Origin of the sequence: Nostoc sp. CENA543 (assembly GCF_002896875.1) — a bacterium.
Lineage (GTDB): Bacteria > Cyanobacteriota > Cyanobacteriia > Cyanobacteriales > Nostocaceae > Trichormus.
Genome location: NZ_CP023278.1, coordinates 3409360 through 3431719 on the forward strand (window position 1 = coordinate 3409360; position 22360 = coordinate 3431719).

General features: G+C 41.6%; 18 protein-coding genes. 12 read left to right on the forward strand and 6 right to left on the reverse strand.

Annotated features, from left to right (window positions below; genetic code table 11):
- Positions 1–16 precede the first annotated feature (16 nt).
- Positions 17–1564 carry a YcjF family protein gene (locus CLI64_RS14110; protein WP_103140727.1) on the reverse strand — a complete coding sequence of 516 codons (1548 nt, stop codon included), beginning with the start codon at positions 1562–1564 and terminating at the stop codon, positions 17–19.
- A gap of 384 nt (positions 1565–1948) precedes the next feature.
- Between CLI64_RS14110 and CLI64_RS14115 the strand changes: the two genes are divergently transcribed.
- Positions 1949–2473 carry a DUF937 domain-containing protein gene (locus CLI64_RS14115; protein ID WP_103137807.1) on the forward strand — a complete coding sequence of 175 codons (525 nt, stop codon included), beginning with the start codon at positions 1949–1951 and terminating at the stop codon, positions 2471–2473.
- 246 nt (positions 2474–2719) lie between these two features.
- Here the strand turns inward: CLI64_RS14115 and CLI64_RS14120 are convergent, their stop codons facing one another.
- Positions 2720–3823 (reverse strand): LacI family DNA-binding transcriptional regulator, encoded by a 1104-nt coding sequence (locus CLI64_RS14120; RefSeq protein ID WP_192881719.1) that lies wholly within the window; start codon positions 3821–3823, stop codon positions 2720–2722.
- Positions 3824–4044: 221 nt separating this feature from the next.
- Between CLI64_RS14120 and CLI64_RS14125 the strand changes: the two genes are divergently transcribed.
- From CLI64_RS14125 to CLI64_RS14140, 4 genes are all read left to right on the forward strand, one after another.
- Positions 4045–5052, forward strand: coding sequence for an ABC transporter substrate-binding protein (locus CLI64_RS14125; RefSeq protein WP_103137809.1), 1008 nt, complete (start codon positions 4045–4047; stop codon positions 5050–5052).
- A 198-nt stretch (positions 5053–5250) separates the two neighbouring features.
- Positions 5251–6804, forward strand: a complete 1554-nt coding sequence (locus tag CLI64_RS14130; protein WP_103137810.1) for a sugar ABC transporter ATP-binding protein — start codon at positions 5251–5253, stop codon at positions 6802–6804.
- Positions 6801–7799, forward strand: coding sequence for a ribose ABC transporter permease (locus CLI64_RS14135; RefSeq protein ID WP_103137811.1), 999 nt, complete (start codon positions 6801–6803; stop codon positions 7797–7799). The genes CLI64_RS14130 and CLI64_RS14135 overlap by 4 nt, the downstream gene beginning before the upstream one ends.
- 366 nt (positions 7800–8165) lie before the next feature.
- Positions 8166–9767, forward strand: a complete 1602-nt coding sequence (locus CLI64_RS14140; protein WP_103137812.1) for an iron uptake porin — start codon at positions 8166–8168, stop codon at positions 9765–9767.
- Positions 9768–9822: 55 nt separating this feature from the next.
- Here the strand turns inward: CLI64_RS14140 and CLI64_RS14145 are convergent, their stop codons facing one another.
- Positions 9823–10215, reverse strand: a complete 393-nt coding sequence (locus tag CLI64_RS14145) for a hypothetical protein (protein WP_103137813.1) — start codon at positions 10213–10215, stop codon at positions 9823–9825.
- Between the two features lie 635 nt (positions 10216–10850).
- On the opposite strand from CLI64_RS14145, the gene CLI64_RS14150 reads away from it, so the two are divergent.
- Complete coding sequence (locus CLI64_RS14150; protein ID WP_103137814.1) at positions 10851–12728, forward strand: chloride channel protein; 1878 nt, start codon at positions 10851–10853, stop codon at positions 12726–12728.
- 100 nt (positions 12729–12828) lie between these two features.
- Here the strand turns inward: CLI64_RS14150 and CLI64_RS14155 are convergent, their stop codons facing one another.
- Positions 12829–13242: an AbrB family transcriptional regulator gene (locus CLI64_RS14155; RefSeq protein ID WP_103137815.1), complete on the reverse strand. Its 414-nt coding sequence runs from the start codon at positions 13240–13242 to the stop codon at positions 12829–12831.
- 483 nt (positions 13243–13725) lie between these two features.
- Here CLI64_RS14155 and CLI64_RS14160 point away from each other — a divergent pair, with 483 nt between their 5' ends.
- The 6 genes from CLI64_RS14160 (at position 13726) to CLI64_RS14185 (ending at position 19575) form a co-directional block, all read left to right on the forward strand.
- Positions 13726–14169: an Rrf2 family transcriptional regulator gene (locus CLI64_RS14160; protein ID WP_103137816.1), complete on the forward strand. Its 444-nt coding sequence runs from the start codon at positions 13726–13728 to the stop codon at positions 14167–14169.
- A 136-nt stretch (positions 14170–14305) separates the two neighbouring features.
- The gene (cbiB, locus tag CLI64_RS14165; RefSeq protein ID WP_103137817.1) at positions 14306–15262 is read left to right on the forward strand and encodes an adenosylcobinamide-phosphate synthase CbiB; all 957 of its coding nucleotides are present in this window, start codon (positions 14306–14308) and stop codon (positions 15260–15262) included.
- Positions 15263–15398: 136 nt separating this feature from the next.
- A complete protein-coding gene (gene pyrR / locus CLI64_RS14170) occupies positions 15399–15941 on the forward strand; it encodes a bifunctional pyr operon transcriptional regulator/uracil phosphoribosyltransferase PyrR (protein ID WP_103137818.1) in 543 nt (180 codons plus the stop codon).
- Positions 15942–16672: 731 nt separating this feature from the next.
- Positions 16673–18562, forward strand: a complete 1890-nt coding sequence (locus CLI64_RS14175) for a response regulator (protein WP_103137819.1) — start codon at positions 16673–16675, stop codon at positions 18560–18562.
- A 57-nt stretch (positions 18563–18619) separates the two neighbouring features.
- Positions 18620–19018: a nuclear transport factor 2 family protein gene (locus CLI64_RS14180; RefSeq protein WP_103137820.1), complete on the forward strand. Its 399-nt coding sequence runs from the start codon at positions 18620–18622 to the stop codon at positions 19016–19018.
- Positions 19019–19065: 47 nt separating this feature from the next.
- Entirely contained in the window at positions 19066–19575 is a 510-nt protein-coding gene (locus tag CLI64_RS14185; RefSeq protein ID WP_103137821.1) for a molybdenum cofactor biosynthesis protein MoaE, read from the forward strand.
- 170 nt (positions 19576–19745) lie between these two features.
- Here CLI64_RS14185 and CLI64_RS14190 read toward each other — a convergent pair whose 3' ends face one another.
- Together CLI64_RS14190 and CLI64_RS14195 are read right to left on the reverse strand one after the other, a co-directional pair.
- The gene (locus CLI64_RS14190; protein WP_103137822.1) at positions 19746–21401 is read right to left on the reverse strand and encodes a C1 family peptidase; all 1656 of its coding nucleotides are present in this window, start codon (positions 21399–21401) and stop codon (positions 19746–19748) included.
- 78 nt (positions 21402–21479) lie between these two features.
- The gene (locus tag CLI64_RS14195) at positions 21480–21794 is read right to left on the reverse strand and encodes a hypothetical protein (protein WP_103137823.1); all 315 of its coding nucleotides are present in this window, start codon (positions 21792–21794) and stop codon (positions 21480–21482) included.
- Positions 21795–22360: the final 566 nt, after the last annotated feature.

Below are 22360 nucleotides of genomic sequence, written 5' to 3' on the forward strand. Positions count from 1 at the left end.
ATCACCTCAATATCCTCTAAGCTTCTGTGTCTTCTTCCACAACTTCCGCTTTTTGGGTGAGTGGTTTGACGACTTTAGCGATCGCCTCCTGCACGAATGCTTTAATAAATTCATCCCGGCGATTAATTTGGAACTGTCGCTGTACTACTTCTGTCATCCCACCATCACCCCAGTCTTGATCATGGCGGAAATATTCAATAAAACTTTTCCCGGCAATGCGGGTTAAATATGCGGCTGTCACCCCTTGAATAGCTCTGCCAATTACAAATGTTGCTACATTTAATTGCAAAGCTGTAGTGAGTAGTTGAATTGCCCCTTTGACTATACCTAAACTGGCAATTGTCTTGGCTAAGGATAGGGCTAACTCTCGCCCCCGTTCCATGTTTAATTCACAACCATAGACTCTACCAATCTCGACAACCATTTGGGCGTTGACGGCGGCTGTTGCTAGTAAATCTACCACGGGTAGAGGGGTAACTGATACCACACCCGCCCCAATCCACTGAAACCTCTCGACGATTTTATCAGCTTGGCGGCGGCGTTGAGCATCGATGAGTTTGCGCGCCTCTTCTCCTAAGCGCAGAGATTGCAAGAGAATATTATCTGCTACTAAATCCTCACCCTCAGCCCGTAAAATGGCCGCCATGCGCCGCAGTAAAGGAACAATATCTGGTTCTGGTTGGAAGATTTCCCCAGTTTCTAGTTGAGCAGATTGGGGATTAGCGGCGATCGCCACTACATCGTTTGTAGCAATAAATCCCCGCACCCTTTGCCGTAACCGTGCTAGGATGACTTCCTTATCTTCGTCTGTATATAAGTCTGTCTTATTGAGAACCAAAAGCGATCGCTTACCAATTTCCGCTAAACCTCGAAGTGGTTCATACTCTGACCGTCGTAAATCATTATCCACCACAAATAATAGTAAATCTGCCTCCGTTGCCAACGCCCTGGCTAATTGTTCTCTTTCTGTCCCTGCTACCCCAGCCTCTAAAATCCCTGGTGTATCAGTAATTAAAATTTTCCTCTCCAGTCCTTTTAACCGTAAACAGTAGGTTTCCCCGGCTGTAGTCGTCCCCATTGGCGCGTCTACTCTCCCTACCATGCGCCCCATAATCGCATTCACCAAGGAAGTTTTGCCAGCACTCCCAGTGCCAAACACCACAACTTGAATCTCACCCCTGGCTAAATTAGCTTCAATCTCCTTGGTACGGCTGAGTAAAGCTTGGCGTGTGACTTCATCTTGAATTTGCGCCACCTGTTGTCTGACAGCTTGCAAAGTAGAAGAAGCCGCATCTGATTTCGCCGCCGGGATTTGTGCTGGTGTCACCCGTTGACGACGGCGACGGGAACGTTGTTCACCAGCCTGTAACACCAGTACGTAATAAACAAACGCTGCAACCAAACCACCAACTAAGACAATCAGCAGCAACAGCAGCAAATTGCCCAAAAATGGCGAATAGGATAATTGCCAATACAAACGAGACAGGGAATCAATCAGCCACAAGGCGAGTCCCAAAATGACAATTAAACCAACAATTAACGTGACTAGGCGCGACAGAGGTATGTGTGGCATTGGTCAAATACTAATTATCCCAATGCTTCTAATCTTAACGTTGTCAGGGTGTCAGGGTGTGGGGGTGTAAGGGTGTAGGGGTGTAAGGGAAAGTTCGTAGTAAGGACTTCAGTCCTTAGATGAGGACTAAAGTCCTCACTACAAACTGTTTTCTTAACTGAACTGTATTGGAATATTAGCGATCGCTCTTTTATTTCTCATCCTTAAGTCTATAGTTTTACATCTACAATTCCTGCACAATAGGGACTGGGCATTGGGCATTGGGAATTGGGCATCGGCTAAGAAATTCTACCTTGCTTCCCCTGCCCCCTGCTCCCTGCCCCTTGTCCTCTGCCCCTTCCCCTGCGTACCAAGATAAAAGGAGAAATCAACACTATGGGACTTTTTGATCAAATTCTCGGTGCTGTTAACAACCCAAATCTACAAGGTAATATGGGTCAAATAGAAGGTATTATCAACACTGTACAGGATTTGAGTACAACGACTGGTACAGATCCAGGCACAATACAATCTGTAATTGGGGTTGTAGGTAATTACGTCCGCGCCGCTTTACAACAAAAGCAAGCCAGCCAAGGAAATGAATCAGCACAGGCTCTAGTAAATCAGTATGCTGGTAATTCTTTTGACCCACAAGCCGTGAATGCGCTATTTTCCCCCGACACACAACAACAAGTTGCAGGTGTAACAGCCCAGCGCACTGGTTTAGATGCCAACACAATTCAACAATTACTACCGATTGTTGTACCTCTAGTATTGAATTTCCTGCAATCTGGATCTAATGTCCAAAATGCTCGAACTGCTGGTAATCCCGTCTTAAATAATTTCCTGGATGCAGACGGCGACGGCGACGTTGATATCGCTGATGCTATCCAATTAGCTAGTCGGTATGTTCGCAGATAGCTACATTTTTAATTGATGTCAGTAGGGGCGGGTTCTGTGAGATATTCACACTTTCAGTAGAACCGATTGAAAAATCGAACTATGTTAAGCAATCTAAAAATACGAGGATTCAGTTTGTAGTAAGGACTTTAGTCCTTTTTTGACAACTAAAGTTCTCACTACAAACCTTTAATTATTTACCTTGTTCTGCTTAAAACAGATATTTTGGTGAAATCCGCCCTTACAATAGCCAATACTCAACAAACCTCAGATTCTTCCAGACACCGCAGAAACTTTCCGTTGGCTAACTGTTGTAGAACTGCTCCTTTCCACTAAAAACGGCGATAACAGCAGATTTTCTACAGTTTTTCCTTGAAATAATTCCAGTAACATTGTCATAGCCAATTGACCCATTTCTAACATTCGTTGACTAACCGTTGTCAGTGGTGGTGTAACGTAACTGCTGAGAGCCGTATTATCAAATCCCACTAGACTTAAATCTTCTGGAACTATCACACCTAATTCTTTACAAGCTAAAAGCGCGCCGACTGCCACCATATCGTTATAACAAAAAATACTAGTTACTCCTGCCTCTACTAGTTGAGAGAGCATTTCTTTACCAATATCAAAGTCTTTATTTTTATAGTTTTCAGAATTGCGTTCAGGAATTGCCACCCAATGATTATTTTGTGGTAAACCCGCATCATTAAGAGCTATTTTATACCCTTCTAAACGCTGTTGTTCGGCTTTGCTACCATCACCTACACCTAGATATCCGATACAAGTGTGTCCTAAATCTATGAGATGTTTGACGGCTAAAGAGCCACCTAAGCGATCATCTATGGATACAGAGTGAAATATTTCGCCGCGATCATCAGTATCAACGTTGATCAGAACTGTTGGCACAGTCAATTGTGTTAACTGCTTTGTGTATTGTTTACTAATGCGGGAGTCAGCTATGACAATCCCGTCTACTCTCCGATAATGAAAATTCTCAATGGCGGCTAGTTCTTGCTCAAAGTCTCCGTGGGAAGCATTTAATAAAACATTTAAACCTGCTTGTTTGGCGACTTCTTCAATTCCCTCGACTAGCTCACCAAAAAAGGGATCAGCAATGGAAGTGACAATTACCCCAACAGTATAGGTACGTTGATTTTGTAAACTTTGGGCGATCGCATTCGGTACATATTTCATCTCCTGCGCTAGTCTTTTGATTTCCTCCCGCACCCTCGCACTAATCAAAGGACTATCTCGTAAAGCACGGGAAACCGTGGAATGGGAAACACCCGCTTTGCGAGCAATATCTTCAATGGATACTTTCCGTTTACTCATATTCAGCATGGCTGTAAGTAACGTAAATAAAATTAACATATTTTTTATGCACAGGTGTGCAAAAATAAAAAACATCAGTAATGCACACCTGTGCATAGGCAAAATCCCAAAAATTAATCACACCAAAATTCATAGGTGTTTCTCAGTAAACAACCTACTACTTCAGTTTGAGTAATTAGTTTGATGTTTCAGAATATGAAAATTTCACAGAAGGAAATTCTGTTGAGTTTTGTTAACTAACAACGCGTTATAGGATGTCAATGAATGTGAATAAAATTACTTTATCAACAACTTTATTAAGTATTATCGGTAGCTCTCTTGTCGGCTGCACAACCGTTGCTCCCAATGCTGACCTAGCTACACCAACTGAAGCTAAAAACGTTAGTGATACCAGTACACAGACTCATAAATTACGTTCCGTTGGTGTGACTTTGGGCGATTTAAGTAATCCTTTTTTCGTCGTCATGGCTAAAGGTGCAGAAAAAGCAGCGAAAAAAATTGGTGGTGATGATGTCAGAGTGACAGTAGTTTCTAGTGGCTATGACTTAAATCAGCAATTTAACCAAATTGAAAATTTCGTAGCTGCAAATACTGACATTATTATTCTCAACGCGGCTGATTCTAAAGGCATTAGACCAGCAGTTGACCAAGCTAGAAAAGTAGGCAAAATTGTCATTGCAGTAGACACAGGCGTAGATGCAGAAGTAGACGCAACCGTCACCACTAATAACTTGCAAGCCGGGGAAATTAGCTGCCAATATATTGTTGATCGCCTCCAAGGTAAAGGCAACGTAGTAATAGTTAACGGGCCACCAGTCACTTCCGTAATTCAGCGAGTGGATGGTTGCTTAAAAGTATTAACCAAATATCCCAATATCAAAATCCTTTCCAAAGACCAAAACGCCGAAGGTAGCCGAGATGGGGGACTAAGAGTGATGAGTGATTTACTAGTCACCTTTCCCAAGATAGATGCAGTCTTTGCCATCAATGACCCTAGTGGCGTAGGCGTAGATTTAGCTGCCAATCAAGCCAAACGGCGAGACTTTTTCATTGTAGGAGTTGACGGCGCACCCGAAGCCATCGAAGCGATCGCCTCTCAAGATAGCCTCTATGCAGCAACAGCTACTCAAAACCCCAGAGGAATGACAGAAACAGCAGTTCAGGTAGGTAACGACATCTTACATGGCAAAAAGCCTGCATCGCCCAACATATTGATTCCCGCCAAGCTGATCACCAAAGAGAACGTTAGTACATCGACTGGATGGTAGAAGAGGCAGGGGGGCAGGGGGAATGGGGAGTGGGGCATGGGGCATTGGGCAGGCGAGAAGTAAGATTTCTAACTACTCACCACTCATTACTCATTACTCATTACTCATTACTTATTACTTATTACTCATTACTCAGCACTCATCACTCATTACTTATTACTTATTACTCAGCACTCATCACTCAGCACTTAAATAATCATGACAACAAATATGAAAACCGATTTCCCTCCGGCGGCGACTGCCACACCTGTATTAGAAATGCAAGGGATTGCGAAACGATTTCATGGTGTTCCGGCTTTGCAGGGTGTCAATCTCACCATTTATCCAGGAGAGGTTCACGCCCTCATGGGTGAAAATGGCGCAGGTAAAAGCACATTAATGAAAATCTTAGCTGGGGCTTATATTGCCGATGAAGGTGAAATTCGCATTCATGGTCAACCTGTGAAAATTACTGATCCAGGTACAGCAAGACAAGCGGGAATTAATCTGATCTACCAAGAATTGAATGTTGCACCCAATTTAACTGTCACTGAAAACATTTTTATGGGGAGTGAGTTGCAAAAGGGTCAGTTTTTAGACCGCAAAAGCATGGAACTCGAAGCCCAACAAGTGTTAGACAGTTTGGGAGCTAGTTTTTCACCGCAGACTATAGTGGGAAAATTAGCGATCGCAGAACAACAACAAGTCGAAATTGCCAGGGCTTTAAAAGACAACAGTCGGATTTTGGTGATGGATGAGCCAACCGCAGCCCTGTCTGACCGCGAAACTGAGCGTTTGTTTGAGGTAATTCGCAAACTCCGCCATGATGGCATTGCCATTATCTACATCAGCCATCGTATGGAAGAAATCTATGCTCTAGCTGACCGTATTAGTGTACTGCGAGATGGTCAATATATCGGCAGTCTCACCCGTGAGGAGATTTCCCCCCAGCGATTAGTACAGATGATGGTCGGCCGTTCCATGCAGGACTTTTACGAACATCAACGGCAGAAAAATCCAGGTGCTGTGGTGCTAGAAGTCAGAAATATTAGTGACGGACGCAAAGTGCAGCCTACTAGCTTTCAACTGCGTGCTGGGGAAATTTTGGGATTATCGGGGCTAGTTGGTGCAGGCCGTTCAGAAATATCGCGGTTGATTTTCGGTGCTGACCGCAAAATCAGTGGTGAAGTCTTCCTCAATGGCAAAAAATTAGAAATTAATTCCCCGACTGATGCCATTGCAGCTGGGATTGGTTACGTCCCAGAAGACCGCAAAGACCAAGGTTTATTTTTGGAAATGAGTTCCCGTAAGAATATCGGACTCAATCGACTTAAACAGGATGCCAAAGCAGGCATTGTCAATTGGGGTTCAGTCAATAAAATTGCCACGGAAGCCGTCGAAAACTTTCATATCCGACTGGCTAATTTGGAAATTAGAGCCGTGGATCTTTCCGGTGGTAATCAACAAAAACTGCTATTAGCGCGTTGGCTAGCCATTAATCCTAGAGTCTTGATGTTGGATGAACCCACACGCGGCGTAGATATCGGCGCGAAAAGCGAAATTTACCGCATTATTAGCGATTTAGCAGACCAAGGGGTAGCAATTCTCATGGTTTCTAGTGAACTACCAGAGATTGTGGGTATGAGCGATCGCGTTTTAGTCATGCGCGAAGGCAAGTTAGTCGGTGAACTTGACGACACCCAAGGCAAGGAAATTACCCAAGAAAACATTATGCACTATGCAACTGGAGCATCGGAGGTATCTGCATCATGAGTCAAACTTTAAGACCAATCAACAACAGACCCAATCAAAATTCCTCAGCTAATCGGCGCAAATCCATCAACAACTTACTGCAAGTAGCAGGGATTTTACCGATTTTAGTCATTATCTGTATCTTATTTTCCCTGCTAAGTCCCAACTTTTTCACACCAGGTAACGCCGTCAATATCTTACGTCAGGCATCAATCAATATTGTCTTGGCAACGGGGATGACTTTTGTGATTCTCACCGGTGGTATTGACCTTTCCGTGGGTTCAATCTTGGCGGTATCTGCGGTAGTTGCAGTTTTAGTATCTTTACTACCGGCGTTGGGTTGGTTAGCTGTACCTGCGGCTTTAGTCACGGGATTGCTTTTGGGTTTACTCAACGGTGCGTTAATTACCTTTTTGGATGTACCGCCGTTTATTGTCACCTTGGGTTCATTAACCGCCTTGCGGGGTGCGGCGTTTCTAGTTGCTAACGGTACGACAGTAATTAACCGCAACATCAATTTTGCTTGGGTAGGTAATAGCTATGTCGGCCCTCTTCCTTGGTTAGTGATCCTCGCCTTACTGACGGTAGCTGTAAGTTGGTTTGTGCTGCGACAAACGGTTTTAGGTGTGCAGATTTACGCCGTTGGTGGTAACGAACGTGCCGCCAGATTAACCGGCATTAAAGTCAATCGCGTGTTGCTATTTGTCTATGGTTTGAGTGGATTACTTTCAGGTTTAGCCGGAATTATGAGTGCTAGTCGCCTGTATAGTGCCACAGGCATTTTAGGACAGGGTTATGAATTAGATGCGATCGCAGCCGTAATTCTAGGTGGTACAAGTTTCACCGGTGGGATAGGCACTATCGGCGGTACACTCCTTGGTGCATTAATCATTGCCGTCCTCAACAACGGCCTAACCCTGCTCAATATGTCCTACTTCTGGCAACTAGTCGTTAAAGGCTTAGTCATCATCGCCGCAGTCATGATTGACAGACTCCGCAGACGTTCTCGACGTTAAAAACCACAGTTACAGGAGGGTTTGATCAGAGGCAGGGGGCAGGGTGAGGAGGGCAGGGGGAACTAAAAGTACCTCACCCGCAAGTGGCGTGATTTTTCCCCCTGCTCCCCTGCTGTTCATTCATAACTCTCCTTCTCTCCTCTCTGCACTTTTATCGAAAAATTGGGTTGAAAACCCCGTCCTTGTACAATACTTTTCTTTTCCTTTGTTCCTTCGCGCCTTTGCGCCTTTGCGTGAGACAATTCATATTCTCAATCACCAACGCCAAAAATTGAAACCTCTCCAACACCGATACATATAACGAGAGATTTCTAATTTTTCACGCATATTTTTACCCATATCTAGCCAAACATCACACTACACCCAATGCTGAAACACCTTTTATCCAGTTTGCCGCTTTTATTGTTGGCATCTCCAGCCGTCTTAGCCGCACCCGTAGATAATTCTCAATCCGCAGATATCGACCAAGAACAAGTCACCTCAGTTTCTCAATTCTCCGATGTCCAACCAACAGACTGGGCATTTGCCGCATTGCAATCATTAGTAGAACGCTACGGTTGTATTGCTGGTTATCCTAACGCCACCTATCGCGGCAACCGTGCCTTAACTCGTTATGAATTTGCCGCAGGTTTAAATGCTTGCTTAGACCGCATCAATGAATTAATCGCCACATCTACCAGTAATTTAGTCAATCAAGAAGACCTAGTAGTGTTGCAAAAATTACAAACTGACTTTGCTAACGAATTAGCAACCCTACGTGGTCAGGTAGATAGCTTAGAGACACGTACCGCCACATTAGAACAGCAGCAGTTTTCCACCACTACCAAGCTGAGTGGTCAAATTATTACTGCGGTTAGCGACACATTTGGCAATAAAGTCGGTGGCACACGGGATGAATCTCACCTCTTTTTTGCCACCCGTGGCCGTCTTAATTTAGAAAGTAGTTTTACTGGCAAAGATTTATTGCGAGTCAGATTAGAATTTGGCAACTTTGCCAACAACGCTGGCTCAAGTCAAATAGCCGCAGCCACAGGCACAGGCATGACGCGCCTAAACTTTGATAATGATAGTAACAATGATTTATTCGTGCCGCACATTCGTTACTACTTCCCCGTCAGTGATTCCCTCTCCTTTGTTGTCGGCCCTGTAGGTATCGGCTATAACGACATCACAGATAATGTTACACCCGCCGCGATCGCCGATGATGGTAATGGTATTCCTTCATTATTTGGAAAGAACAGTTTGCTGTTTGAGAGGGGTGGCGGTGGTGCTGCTGCTAACTGGAAAATTAGCGAAGACTTGATTTTAACTCTCGGCTATTTAGCCAACAGTCCCAATCACCCCAGTCCAAAAAATGGCTTACTTGACGGCGGTTACAACGCCTTAGCCCATCTTGTTTACTACGGTAAACAAGGTGCAGTAGGTGTGGCTTACTCTCAAGGATATAGCCCTGGTGGCAGTGTAGATATCACAGCCGGAAGAGGTAGTGCCTTATCTAGCGCGCCTTTTGGTGATAGCATTGCCACTTCTAACAGTATGCTTGGTGTACAAGAATACTATCGTTTTTCTCCTAATTTCCAAGTTCATGCTTGGGGTGGCTATATCTGGGCAACTGCTAAGAACTCTGGTTTCAGTAATATTTCTAATGGCATAGGTAGCAAAGATTCCTTGTTCGTCAATAGTGGAGACAACGCCAACGCTTGGTTTGGGGCGATTGGGATGTCATTTCCAGATGTGGGAGGTAAAGGCAACTTACCAGGAATTCTCTTAGGTTTACCGCCTCGTGTTGCTCACAGTGATGTCCGAGAAGAAGGGGATAACTCATATCACATCGAAGCATTCTATCGCTGGCGAATGAACGATCACATCTCAGTGACTCCTGGTTTTTGGATGATTTTAAACCCCGAAAACAACAGTCACAACGATACGCAATACGTAGGAGTATTACGTACAACCTTTGATTTTTAATGATTTGAGATTTGAGATTGGGAACTTGTTCTATCTCAAATCCTAAATCTCAAATTTAAAACCTCAAATCCCTATTTCCCCATTCCCCAATTCCCAATTCGGGCGTTAACCTTTGCTCTTCATAATTGGTAGCTTTTTGAGTCACAGCCAGCACCCCAAACACAATCGCACCGCCTAAAGCTAAAGCCAGCCACGGACGTTTACACAGAACAAAATCACGGACAATTCTAGCTAGAGGACTGCTTTGACGACGGATTGCTGAACAAATCAGCATTTGATTCAACACAAACGGATCACGCACATAATGCCCGCTTTGACAAACCACTAATCTTTCTTGACAGTACGGACAAGTAAATAAGCCGATATAAGTTTTCAATACCTTTGCCCTAGTATGTCTTTGGCAGATAGGGCAAATAACATAATGATGATCAAAGGTGTGTGTATTCATCTACATCTTCCGCTTAATCCTGTTAATTGACTCTCTTGATCTGGTGATATTAAATTCCCAAACAATACTGAGTAAGCTAAAAATTCGTGTATAACTTAATCATTGATTACACACTTACTTATCCATGCTGAAAGTTATACAATGCTTGCGCCATAAGGATATTGTAGATAGGTAAGAATTTCTAATATGAATAATGGCAGTATAATTATTTGCTATTGGCAATGTTCTCTTATTGAGAGAATCAATATAGTCATTATTCATACCTTAATGTTGGTGTTGTTCATTAACCATCGGTTCTCTTTTAATTTAACCATTATCTCCAGAAACATTGAGAGCCGCAAAATTTTTTTAACTAAATCTTTGTAACCAGGGATTGGGGATTGGGGACTGGGGACTGGGGATTGGGGACTGGGGACAAAAGAGACAAGGTAGACAAGGTAGGAGATGAGAACAACTGTTCTCTAATGACTATTGACTAATGACTAATGACTAATGACTATTGACTAATGACTATTGACTATTGACTATTGACTATTGACTATTGACTCTGACTTGTCTGCTGAATGAATAATGTCTCACAATAAGAGATAACAGATAAAAACTTAAATTTCTTCCCAGATTTACCTGTTTTTTCAATGACTCTATTGCCCTCTGCTGAACTGGGGAAGGCAAAGGAACAAATTGTTTTGTCTTCCTCCCCTAACCGTTTATTGCATCTCATTAACCGTTTTCAACTTTCGCCTGAAACCGTCGTGCTGTTTTTAGCTTTAATTATCGGCGGTGGTACTGGTATGGGTGTGGTGACTTTTCATTATTTAATCGAGTTGATTCACCAACTCATGCTAGAAAATTTGATGGGTGTAATTGGGGCTTGGGGTGCTTGGACTCTGGCTTGTGTCCCCATGTTAGGTGGCTTAGTTGTAGGGTTAATGCGTTGGCGGACTCAAGATTTTGGCCCCGGACTTTCATCTTTAATTGCTGCTTCTGATGGTACAGAAATTAAGCGGCAATTACGACCAGTGACTAAAATGTTGGCTGCATCGGTTTCCTTGGGAAGTGGTGCTTCTTTGGGGCCAGAAGGGCCAAGTGTGGAAATTGGCGCGAATTTTGGGATGTTGCTGTCTCTAATTTTGCAAGTTTCCCAAGAAAAACGGCGTTTATTGTTGGGTGCTGGTGCGGCGGCGGGATTAGCAGCCGGATTTAATGCCCCGATCGCCGGAGTATTTTTCGCGCTAGAAGTAGTTATGGGGGCAACTTCTTTTGCTACTTCGGCGGTGAGTATTGTGTTACTCGCCGCAGTGGTTGCAGCTTTAATTGCTCAAATTGGTTTGGGGGCGCAACCTGCTTTTACTTTGCCAGTTTACCAAGTCCGTAGCCCTTTGGAGTTACCGATTTATTTGGGCTTGGGTTTTGGTGCTAGTTTAGTTTCTCTGATATACACACAATCAATTCGTTTAGCAAAGGCTTGTTTTGCTGGTTCAATTCCTGGCTTAAGTTTTTTTGGTAAAATTCCTCAACCCATACACCCAATTATCGGAGGTGTAATTGTTGGTATCGCGGCTTTACAATTCCCGCAAATTTTGGGTACTGGCTATGAAACAGTCCAAGCAATGCTGCAAGATGTAGAATTTTCCCTAAATTTACTTTTAGCTTTACTACTAGTTAAGTTGCTGATGACGGCTATTAGTGCAGGTAGTGGTTTTGTGGGGGGTTTGTTCGCGCCTGCAATGTTTCTCGGTGCTTCTTTAGGATCAGCTTATGCCAAGATTTTACCCCTGATTGCTCCTGGTTTTGCTGAATATATGGCTGCACCACCAGCTTATGCAATGGTGGGAATGGCGGCTGTATTAGCTGGGAGTGTGCGCGCTCCTTTAACGGCAATTTTAATGCTGTTTGAATTAACGCGCGACTATAGAATTGTTTTGCCTTTAATGGCGGCTGTAAGTTTAAGTGTATGGCTAGTTGACCGCATTCAACCCAATGCTGATGCTAATGCCAATTTGCAACAAATTGGCCTAGCAGAGTTGAAAGATGAACAGGAGGAATTATTACAGCAAATTTTAGTAGAGGATGCAATGCTTTCTTGCCCGAAAAAACTCCCTGCTAGCTTGGGAGTTTTGGAAGCTGCAAAAGCAATGACACGCGATCGCACCCGTAGTGCTTTAGTAATTAATGGATCAGAACAATTAGTTGGTATCCTCTCTCTAGAAGATATTAACCGCACGCTTTCCCTATGGCAAAATTACTCTAATTCTTCCACCGAAAACCAGAGTAATTTTGCCAGTCAAACTATCATGGATATCTGTACCACTGAAATACTTTATGCTTGGCGTGATGAACCTTTATCTGAGGCTTTTGATCGAATGACGCTCAGAGGTTTGCATCAGTTACCAGTGGTAGCACGGGATAACCATGAATTGATTTTAGGTTTATTAGATCGAGAACAAATCGCGCTCACCTATGACTTGGCAGTTACAAGTAAAGCAATTCATGGGTTAGTCAATGGCCATTAGTTATTAGTCATTAGTCATGTAGTTATTGACTTAACTTCATTTGATAGCTCACATATCGAGTCTTAAATCAGTTAACTGTTGACTATTGACTATTGACTAATTATGCTGTAGCTTCCTCAGCCTCTACGCCTAACTTTTCATCTTCATCTACTTGACGCAGGCGAATGTGCTTTTTACCTAAAGTAATGAGAAATTCATCTCCTGGTTTGAGGTTCATCTGTTTTGTATAGGCTGAACCAATTAACAAGTTACCATTGGACTGCACACTAATTCTATAGCTAGCACTGCGTCCACCGCGTCCATTAGCATTGGGCGCGCTGTCTAACTGAATGCCTTCAGCATCAATTAGGGCATTCAAGAACTTCATCATATTGACGCGCTCTACACCATTTTTAGTAACGGTATAGTAGCCACACTGCTTTGCTTTTTCTTCTTTGCTAAGGTTCTCTAGCTCTTTGACTTTCTTGAGCAGCTCTTCACCGACTAGGGGTTCAATCTTTTTCTGTTTAGGCATCAACTTAGGTCAAAAATCAATGGTTAAAGTAGTTGAATCGATTTTATTTTAGCTGACTTGAGCTAATAGGAACATTATCCTTTAGTTTTTATCTCAGCCTAGCCAAGTATATTACATTCAAAGGTAAAAATGTTGCAAGTTTTCCAATATTGTTAAGACCATCTATTTTTGATCATGCTGATAAATATCTTTAGTTTGTTGATCACTGCTAAACTATATTTATTTAAGTTTTCTAAAGTGGTGCAAAAAAACTTGTCTATTTACTGAGATTGATCATTTGAGTGAAAAGTGATAAGCAAAACTGATCCTTAGTCAACAGTCAACAGTCAATAGCTAAATACAGTTGCTAGCTTATAGAAGATGTGGTAAATGGTGCTGATAATTGCTAAAGGGTAGTTCCTAAGAAACGATGACTTACTCACATACTGTTGACTAATGACTAATGACTAATGACTAATGACTAATGACTAATGACTAATCCCCATGAAACTAACTACTAAAGGACACTACAGCGTCAAAGCATTACTTGACTTGAGTTTACAACCTGATTATGGGCCTGCATCTGTGAAAGTAATATCTAAACGCCAAGATATTCCGGCTCCATACCTGGAAAAATTACTAATAGAAATGCGGCGTGCTGGACTTGTCAAATCAATTCGCGGTAGTGTAGGAGGGTATCAACTAGCAAAGAAACCCGCGCAAATTTCGATAGGACAAATTTTAGAAGCCGTAGGAGAAACAGTCACAAATTTACCTCATCATACCCCCACACCAGCGCAAACAGAAGATTGGGTAACATTTAGCTTGTGGCAACGACTCAACCAAAAGCTGAAAGAGGCTTTGTATAGTATTACCTTGGCAGATTTATATTACGATGCTCGTAGTTGGCAAGCATCTTTAGGAGAAGAAGCGAGTTTTGTGGTTTAGTCAATAGTCAATAGTCAATAGTCAATAGTCAATAGTTTTTCTCCTCTCCTACCTTGTCCCCAGTTCCCATTCCCCATTCCCCATTCCCCAGTCCCCATTCCCCAGTCCCCAGTCCCCAGTCCCCATTCTCAAAAACGTGCTATCTGCTATCATCCTTATCTTGGCGGCAATTTTAGATTATTTAATTGGTGATCCTTGGGGTTGGCCTCATCCTGTGCAGATGATGGGATGGGTGATTTCTCGTTTGAGTAAATTATTTCTGCAATTTTGCCATAAACCTTTCACCCAAAGATTAGTAGGAATTATCTTGGCTGTGATTTTAATTATTGGTAGTGGTGGTGTGGGTTGGGTAGTGATTTACATAGCGGGATGGTTACATCCATTATTAGCGATCGCTGTTCAAGTTATACTTTTAGCTAGCTGTTTTGCTTTTCGGAGTTTGCGAAATGCAGCAGTTGATGTTTTAACACCACTAACAGCTAAAGATTTACCATTAGCACGTCAAAAGTTAAGTCTATATGTAGGTAGAGACACTGAAAATCTATCAGAATCAGAAATTTTACGCGCGGTTTTAGAAACAGTCACAGAAAATGCTACCGATGGCGTAACATCTCCACTATTTTACGCTATTGTTGGTGCTTGCATTCCAGGATTAGGTGCTGCACCTCTAGCGTTAGCATACAAAGCTAGTAGTACCCTAGATTCAATGGTGGGTTATCGAGAACTTCCCTATACATATATAGGATGGTGTAGTGCGCGACTAGAAGATTGTTTAACTTGGTTGCCTTGTCGTCTCACAGTGTTAACTTTAGGTTTATTATCAGGAAAACCTGGATATGTATGCCGCATTTGTCGCCGTGATGCTAAAGCTGATCCTAGTCCTAATTCTGGTTGGAGTGAGTGCGTTTATGCAGCGATTTTGGGTGTGCAAATGGGTGGTACAAATTGGTATCGAGGAGTTCCTAAGCCAAAACCACTGTTAGGAGATCCCATTCATCCCATCCAACCAATTCATATTAACCAAGCCTTACAGCTTACCAGATATTGCTTTTTACTATGGTTAGGAATAGCGATCGCAATCCTAATAAACTAGTCATTATTTCATACACTGGGCATAGGGTATAGGGCATTGGGCATAGGTAAAAAATTCTCTCCAGTCCCCATTCCCCAGTCCCCATTCCCCATTCCCCATTCCCCGTTCCCCATTCCCCATTCCCCATTCCCCAATTATGCCTACACCAAGCAAAATTGTTGAAATCCTTTCTGCCGAAGATTTACGCCGTACTGTGACGCGTTTAGCTTCTCAGATTATCGAAAGAACCCGCGATTTATCACAGTTGGTACTAGTTGGTATTTATACCCGTGGAGTACCGTTAGCCGAACTATTAGCACGTCAAATTGAGATACTAGAAGGTATTGATACACCAGTGGGAGCATTAGATATTACTTTCTATCGGGATGATTTAGATCAAATTGGTTTGCGAACTCCAGCCAAAACCAATATTCCCTTTGACTTGACAGGAAAAACAGTAGTGTTAGTGGATGACGTGATTTTCAAAGGCAGAACAATTCGTGCTGCATTAAATGCCGTTAATGAGTATGGTAGACCGGAAGTCATTCGTTTAGCTGTGCTAGTTGACAGAGGTCATCGCGAATTACCTATTCATCCAGATTTTATAGGTAAGCAATTACCCACCGCCAAAGAAGAAGTTGTGAAAGTTTATTTCCAAGATTGGGACAATAAAGATGCAGTGGAGTTAATTGGTTATTAATCAAGCAGGGGTGCAGGGGAAAACATTATTTACTTTTGAGTGGTGAGTGCTGTTAGCGGAAGCGGGGCGTTTAGCCCGTGGTGAGTGCTGAGTAATGAGTAATGAGTAATGACTATCGACTAATGACTAATGACTATTGACTATTGACTATTGACTATTGACCAACTGTTTCCTTCTTTACCTCGTTTAAACGCTTTTATTCCTGTAGAGGGATTACCAAATCACTCTAAAGTAAGGTTTATTGTTAAGAGTGAGTTTTTGAATTGTGGGTGACATAGGACAAAATACCTCTTTTATCTAAAGATGACTAAAATTTAGACTTTATAGACAAAGATGCAATGTTATTTTTTATTGTCCTGACAGCATCACAGTAGAGGGATATAGATATCATATTTAATTATGAGTCGTGATACGTAAAACCCCCGTCATTCAGGCGGGGGATATAAGAAGCGAATGCGCGGGTTTTAACCTTAACACTATAAAACCGTAAACAATGAGATAATTAATAATATTAAGGAGGTGATTTATTTGTACGGTTGTCAACAAGTTTTGATTGACGTATCTCCAGAGTTGAAAGCAATTTTAGAGTTATCTGTTCAGAAGCAAATAAACTTTCTAACTGTGCTGTTTACCAAACCACATACTTTCATATCGTGCTGGGATGAGACAATTGATAGCAAAACGCTGGTTGGAAACTGAAGAACTGCCACTAGTAGCAATGGGAGGCAGCAATGGAAAAAAGTCCAATTAGAGTCTTGTTAATTGATGATAATGAAAATGATTATTTCCTCACTCGTGATTGGTTAAGTGAGTGTCAAATAATCACCTGTGAACTAGAATGGGTTGATAACTATCAAGCTGCTCAAGTTGCGATCGCTCAAGCTCAACATGATATCTATCTTGTAGATTACCGTTTAGGACTAGATAGCGGACTGGAATTGATTCGTGAAGCAGTTAACAATGGTTGCAAAGCACCCATAATTTTACTGACTGGTCAAGGAGACAGAGAAATCGACCTACAAGCAATACAAGCAGGCGCAGCAGATTATTTAGAGAAAGGATTATTGAATGCACCTTTACTAGAACGTGCGATTCGTTATGCTATTGAACGCAAACACACAGAAAAACAAATTAAGCAACAAGCTGCTTTACTGGATATTGCTAAAGATGCCATTTTTGTCCAGAATTTAGCCGGACAAATTTTATTCTGGAATCAAGCTGCCGAGTTACTTTACGGCTGGGAGAAAGCAGCAGCTATTGGGAAGAAAACACATGAACTGTGGCAAGAAACTAATTTACAACTATTAAATACAGCTTTAGAAGATTTAAAAAAAAATCACTATTGGGAAGGCGAATTAAATCAAAAAACTAAAGCTGGAAAAAATATCATTGTTGAAAGTCGTTGGACGCTAGTAAATGAATTTGGAGAACAAACCGAATCAATTCTTGTAGTCAACACAGAAATTACCGAGAAAAAACAACTAGAAGCACAGTTTCTCCGCGCTCAACGTTTAGAAAGTATCGGCACTCTAGCTAGTGGAATTGCTCACGACCTCAATAATGTCTTAGCTCCCATTTTAATGACAGCACAGCTATTAGAATCTCAAATTCAAGATGAGCGTTCTTTGCGACTACTGCCTATATTAATTAGCAATGCTAAACGAGGCGCAAATTTAGTTAAACAGGTACTTTCTTTTACTCGTGGACTAGAAGGCGATCGCACTCTTTTGCAACTCAGGCATTTAATTCTGGAAATTCAACAAATCATTAAAGAAACATTCCCGAAATCAATTGAAATTGCCACCAAAATCTTACCAAATCTTTGGATTGTATCTGCGGATGCTACACAAATTCATCAAGTCCTGATGAATTTGTGTGTTAATGCTCGTGATGCTATGCCAAATGGAGGGATATTACAAATTGCGGCTGAGAATTTTTTCATAGATGAAAATTATGCCAGGATGAATTTAGATGCGAAAGTCGGCTCTTACGTGATGGTAACGGTGACAGATACAGGTAGCGGTATTAGTCCAGAAATGTTAGACCGGATATTTGAGCCATTTTTCACCACCAAAGAAATAAATCAAGGGACTGGGCTTGGTCTTTCTACTGTTCTTGGTATTATTAAAAGTCACGGGGGTTTTATCAACGTCACTACGGAAATAGGCAAAGGCAGTCAATTTAAAATCTATTTACCAGCACAAGAAGCTAAAGAAACTCTGGAAGAAATAGAAGCAGAATCACCTCTAGGTAATGGAGAACTGATTTTAGTCGTAGATGACGAAGATGCAATTAGAAATGTTACTAAAACATCCCTAGAAAACCACAACTACAAAGCTATCACAGCCAGTGATGGTATTGAGGCTATAGCTTTATATGCAGAATATCAATCAGAAATATCCTTAGTATTAACAGATATGGTCATGCCATCAATGGACGGATTAACAACGATTCGCACATTGCAAAAAATTAACCCTAGAGTCAAAATTATTGCTGTCAGTGGACTGGCAACTAGTGATAAAGTAAGTGCAGCCCATAATATAGGTATTCAAGCTTTTTTAGCAAAGCCCTATACAGCAAGCCAACTATTACAAACAATTAGTAGAGTCAACCAATTTTAGATTCAAGCAAAAATTGACATAATTTCAAACAGAAATAACACTGAGAATCATAGTGTCATGCAAACTAATCAAACTATAAAATCTGAAGTTTTAGCAGCTAATACAGCCTTTTATCGAGCTTTTGAAAAAAAAGATATGGAAGCTATGAGTAATGTCTGGTCAAAAGGTACTGGTAGTTGCTGTATTCATCCTGGACGCGATGCTCTACGGGGTTGGCAGGAAATCAGCATCTCTTGGGAACAAATATTTAAAAATACAGCTTATATGGAAATTAATACTGATATTCTGAATATAGAATTAGTGGATAATTTAGCTTATTTAATTGTGACAGAAAATATCTTACAAGTGGTTAGAGGTAAAAGGTTAGAGGCACGCTCAATAGCTACCAATATATTTCAATTGTTGGGAGGTAAATGGTATTTAGTGCATCATCACGGTAGCCCAATTATGAGATAGTAATTAGTAACTGGGATTGAGATTTAGGATAATTTTTTACTTAACTTATGAAATCAGTGCTGACATCTACCCATATTGCTATTCAAAAACCTAGAGAGGAAGATAGCTTTGCTATTACCTTGGCACCATTATCTATAGATGAAATCTATCATCAAGCCGATGATCCTGCTAATGGTGCTGTTGTAATTATGAGTGGGACGGTTCGCAATCAAACTGATGGTAAACCAGTGATTGCACTGGAATACCAAGCGTATGAACCGATGGCCTTGCAAGTTTTTTATCAAATTGCAGCTGAGATTCGCCATCAATGGACTGATGTAAATCGTGTAGTTATTCACCATCGCATCGGACGTTTGCAAATAGGAGAAATTAGCGTTTTAGTAGCAGTTGGTTGTCCGCATCGCAGTGAAGCTTTTGATGCTTGTCGCTATGCGATTGATACTCTAAAACACAATGCACCCATTTGGAAAAAGGAATGGTACAGTGCAGAAGATGGGAATTTATCTAGTACCTGGGTAAGTATTGGAGCTTGTGAACAGTCAGGAGAAAACTGTTAAATCAAGATGAGGAAAAAGTAACTTCCCTCATCTTAGTAGTATTCCATCCGATTGATTTTGGCTGGTTGCAGGTGTTCAGATTCCCGACTTTTTTAAAAAAAGTCGGGGAGCTATGACTTGTCATAATTTGTGTGGTGGACTAGTAGTTATGCAAGTGCTGCGATTCTAGTTTAGTTTCTCACCATGACCAGTCCTGACTCTTTACCGTTGGTGTAGTAAGCACTACCAGCTACCACACCTCTTTCATGGTTGAGATGGCGGCCTAAAAGCTGACCATCCCCAGATTCTAAAGTTGATGCAGGATCTCCCAAAATAGCTGGAATGCGAATACTAATCTCATTGGGGTTCAGTTTACTGACTAAAGCTTGTGCTGGGTAATTTGTAGTCCCAACTTGGAATACGCCTGTAAGTCCTGAATATTGGCTTCTTTCTGTTAAAGAGAGGAAGCTATTATCCTGACGAGACAGTGTTAAATTGCCTTGAATGTTGTTGAATCGAGTATTCCAACTCGCCAGATAAGAACTAGGTTGAAGTGGCCTAGGAGTTTGAGACACAGATGCTAACAAACCCTGCTTTTTAGCATACCCGCCATAACGGCTACCATCTGGGTCTTTGTGGCTACCAGCCATGATTGTACCGGAATTGTCCACCATCGTGTAAGAAAATTCTCGGTCATTACCGATTTGATCCCAACGAGCATTAGGATTTCTACCATCGATGTAGAAGCGAATTGTCTGTCCAGTTACTAACCCATTCACCTTAAAGGCTTTGCCACTGGTATCGTAAAATGTACCGATTCTGCGGTCTGTAGTAGTTACCCCAGATTTGGCGAATATCCATTGGGAATAGCCGGGTAAATGGTAGATATCTAGAACACCTTTCCAACCATCAAAATTGATATCCCAGCGTCCGATAAATGCTACTTCATACCAACGTTGAGGAGGCTTAATTGCTTCGATATAACCAGCGTCATAACCATATTGAAGATAGTTATAAGCAATTTTGGTATATCCACCACCCCAACTATTTTTCACGAGGAAATAGTGTTTTGTGGGGTCGGGATCACGTCGGTCATAACCGATAATCAACATGGAGTGTGCGCCATTGGGACAATTCGCTTGACCGGTACTACAAGGCCGCCAGATAGGATTTGCTGTATTAGCAAGTAATGTATCCCATACTACTTCTTTACCTTGAGCCAAGGCTGTCTCAATTTCTACAGCACTTCTAGGGTTGATTCTTTTGAAAGATTGTACTGAGTAATATTTATCAGCATTAAGAGCGGCAGTAGGGAGAAAACGCGGGTCTAAGTTAATATCACTCATCCGTCGTTGTTTGTTCCAGAAGGAACTGTCCCAAGGATTGGCTAGGTGAGGATGATCTGCAACTGTGTAGTTGGTGGTGCGGTAAGGCATGAGATTTTCAGACGGGACTTTAAACCCTCTGGTGAGGTTTTCGATGTAACCTACACCACCACCCCCACCAAAAACACCTACTTGAGTTTCGCTACCATCTTCCCCCTTAGCTAGAATGTCACTCCAGTTGGGATGAAGCCAGAAGGTTTTGCCGATATGGTTGAGAAATTGTTCACTCAAATCCAGATCACCATAGCCTGCTCGTTTGTAGGCGGCTTCTAAAGCTGCGATCGCACCAAATGTAATACAGGTGTTACGGCTTCCCTGATTTTTAATACTTGTTTGATAAGGACTCAGGTCTACATAGTTGGGTCTAGTCTGTGCCAAACTAACTTTTGAAGCAATTATGGTACTGGAACTAAGAGCAATAATTGTACCTAATACCACAGATTTAATTGATGGTTTAATCATGGCTTTTATTCCTAATTAATTCAGGTGATTTTTCAGGCGAAAATTTAACTCAAATTAGTGAGATGTTTCTTGATATATTTATCGAGAATTGCGGGGATTAGGAGAAGCAGGAATCAATTGAGGCGATGGGTCTGGTTGTGGTTGGGGAATTCTAATTCCACGACCCTCTTGTGCGGCTCTAATTTTTTTCAGCCATGCTTCACATTGTTTTGGAGAACGTGAACCGCAGATGATGGTGTTGGGACGCAATATTTCGGGACGGACAGGAGTTGGGTAAATACGAATTGGTGGAGTTTGTGCAATTGCCGATGGTATAGCGATCGCCACCGAAGAAATAATACTAACTAATGCTAGTAGAAGATTTTGTCCAGCACTCGAAGTGAAGTATTTCATATCTTTATCCTTGAATAATCGGTTAATTGGCTTCAATTACTACAACAAATCAGCAAGGAAAAATATTCCCATAACTTTGCAAATTAGCAAGTTATTTTTACCCTCGTCTGTAATAGTTAATTGGGATAATTAAGTAGAAAGACTTGAAAAAACGAACTATGTAATACCATTTCACGAAAAATCTGATACAGATGTAAACCCTAAAATCCTTGCTACATCTAAGTTTTTTAATTGCGTTAGCGTAGCGGGACGTTAGTCCATTGCGAATTGCGAATTGTGAATTGGTATAAAGTAATGCAAAAATTGCATTTAGTTTGTAGTAAAGACTAAAGTTCTTACTACAAAACTTTAGTTATTTACACCGTTCTACTTAGTATTGTTTTGAGATTCTGCAATAGGATTTTAGTCCAAAATACCAAATTGGTATTATCCCAATATTGCAAAATTAAGCAACAGATAATTTATTCACCAAAGCTTGTAAAATATTACTTAACTTGCAATTAGAATTAAGGAATTGACAGAAAATAAATTATCCCATTTCTGCGAGAAGACATCGTGATTTTCCC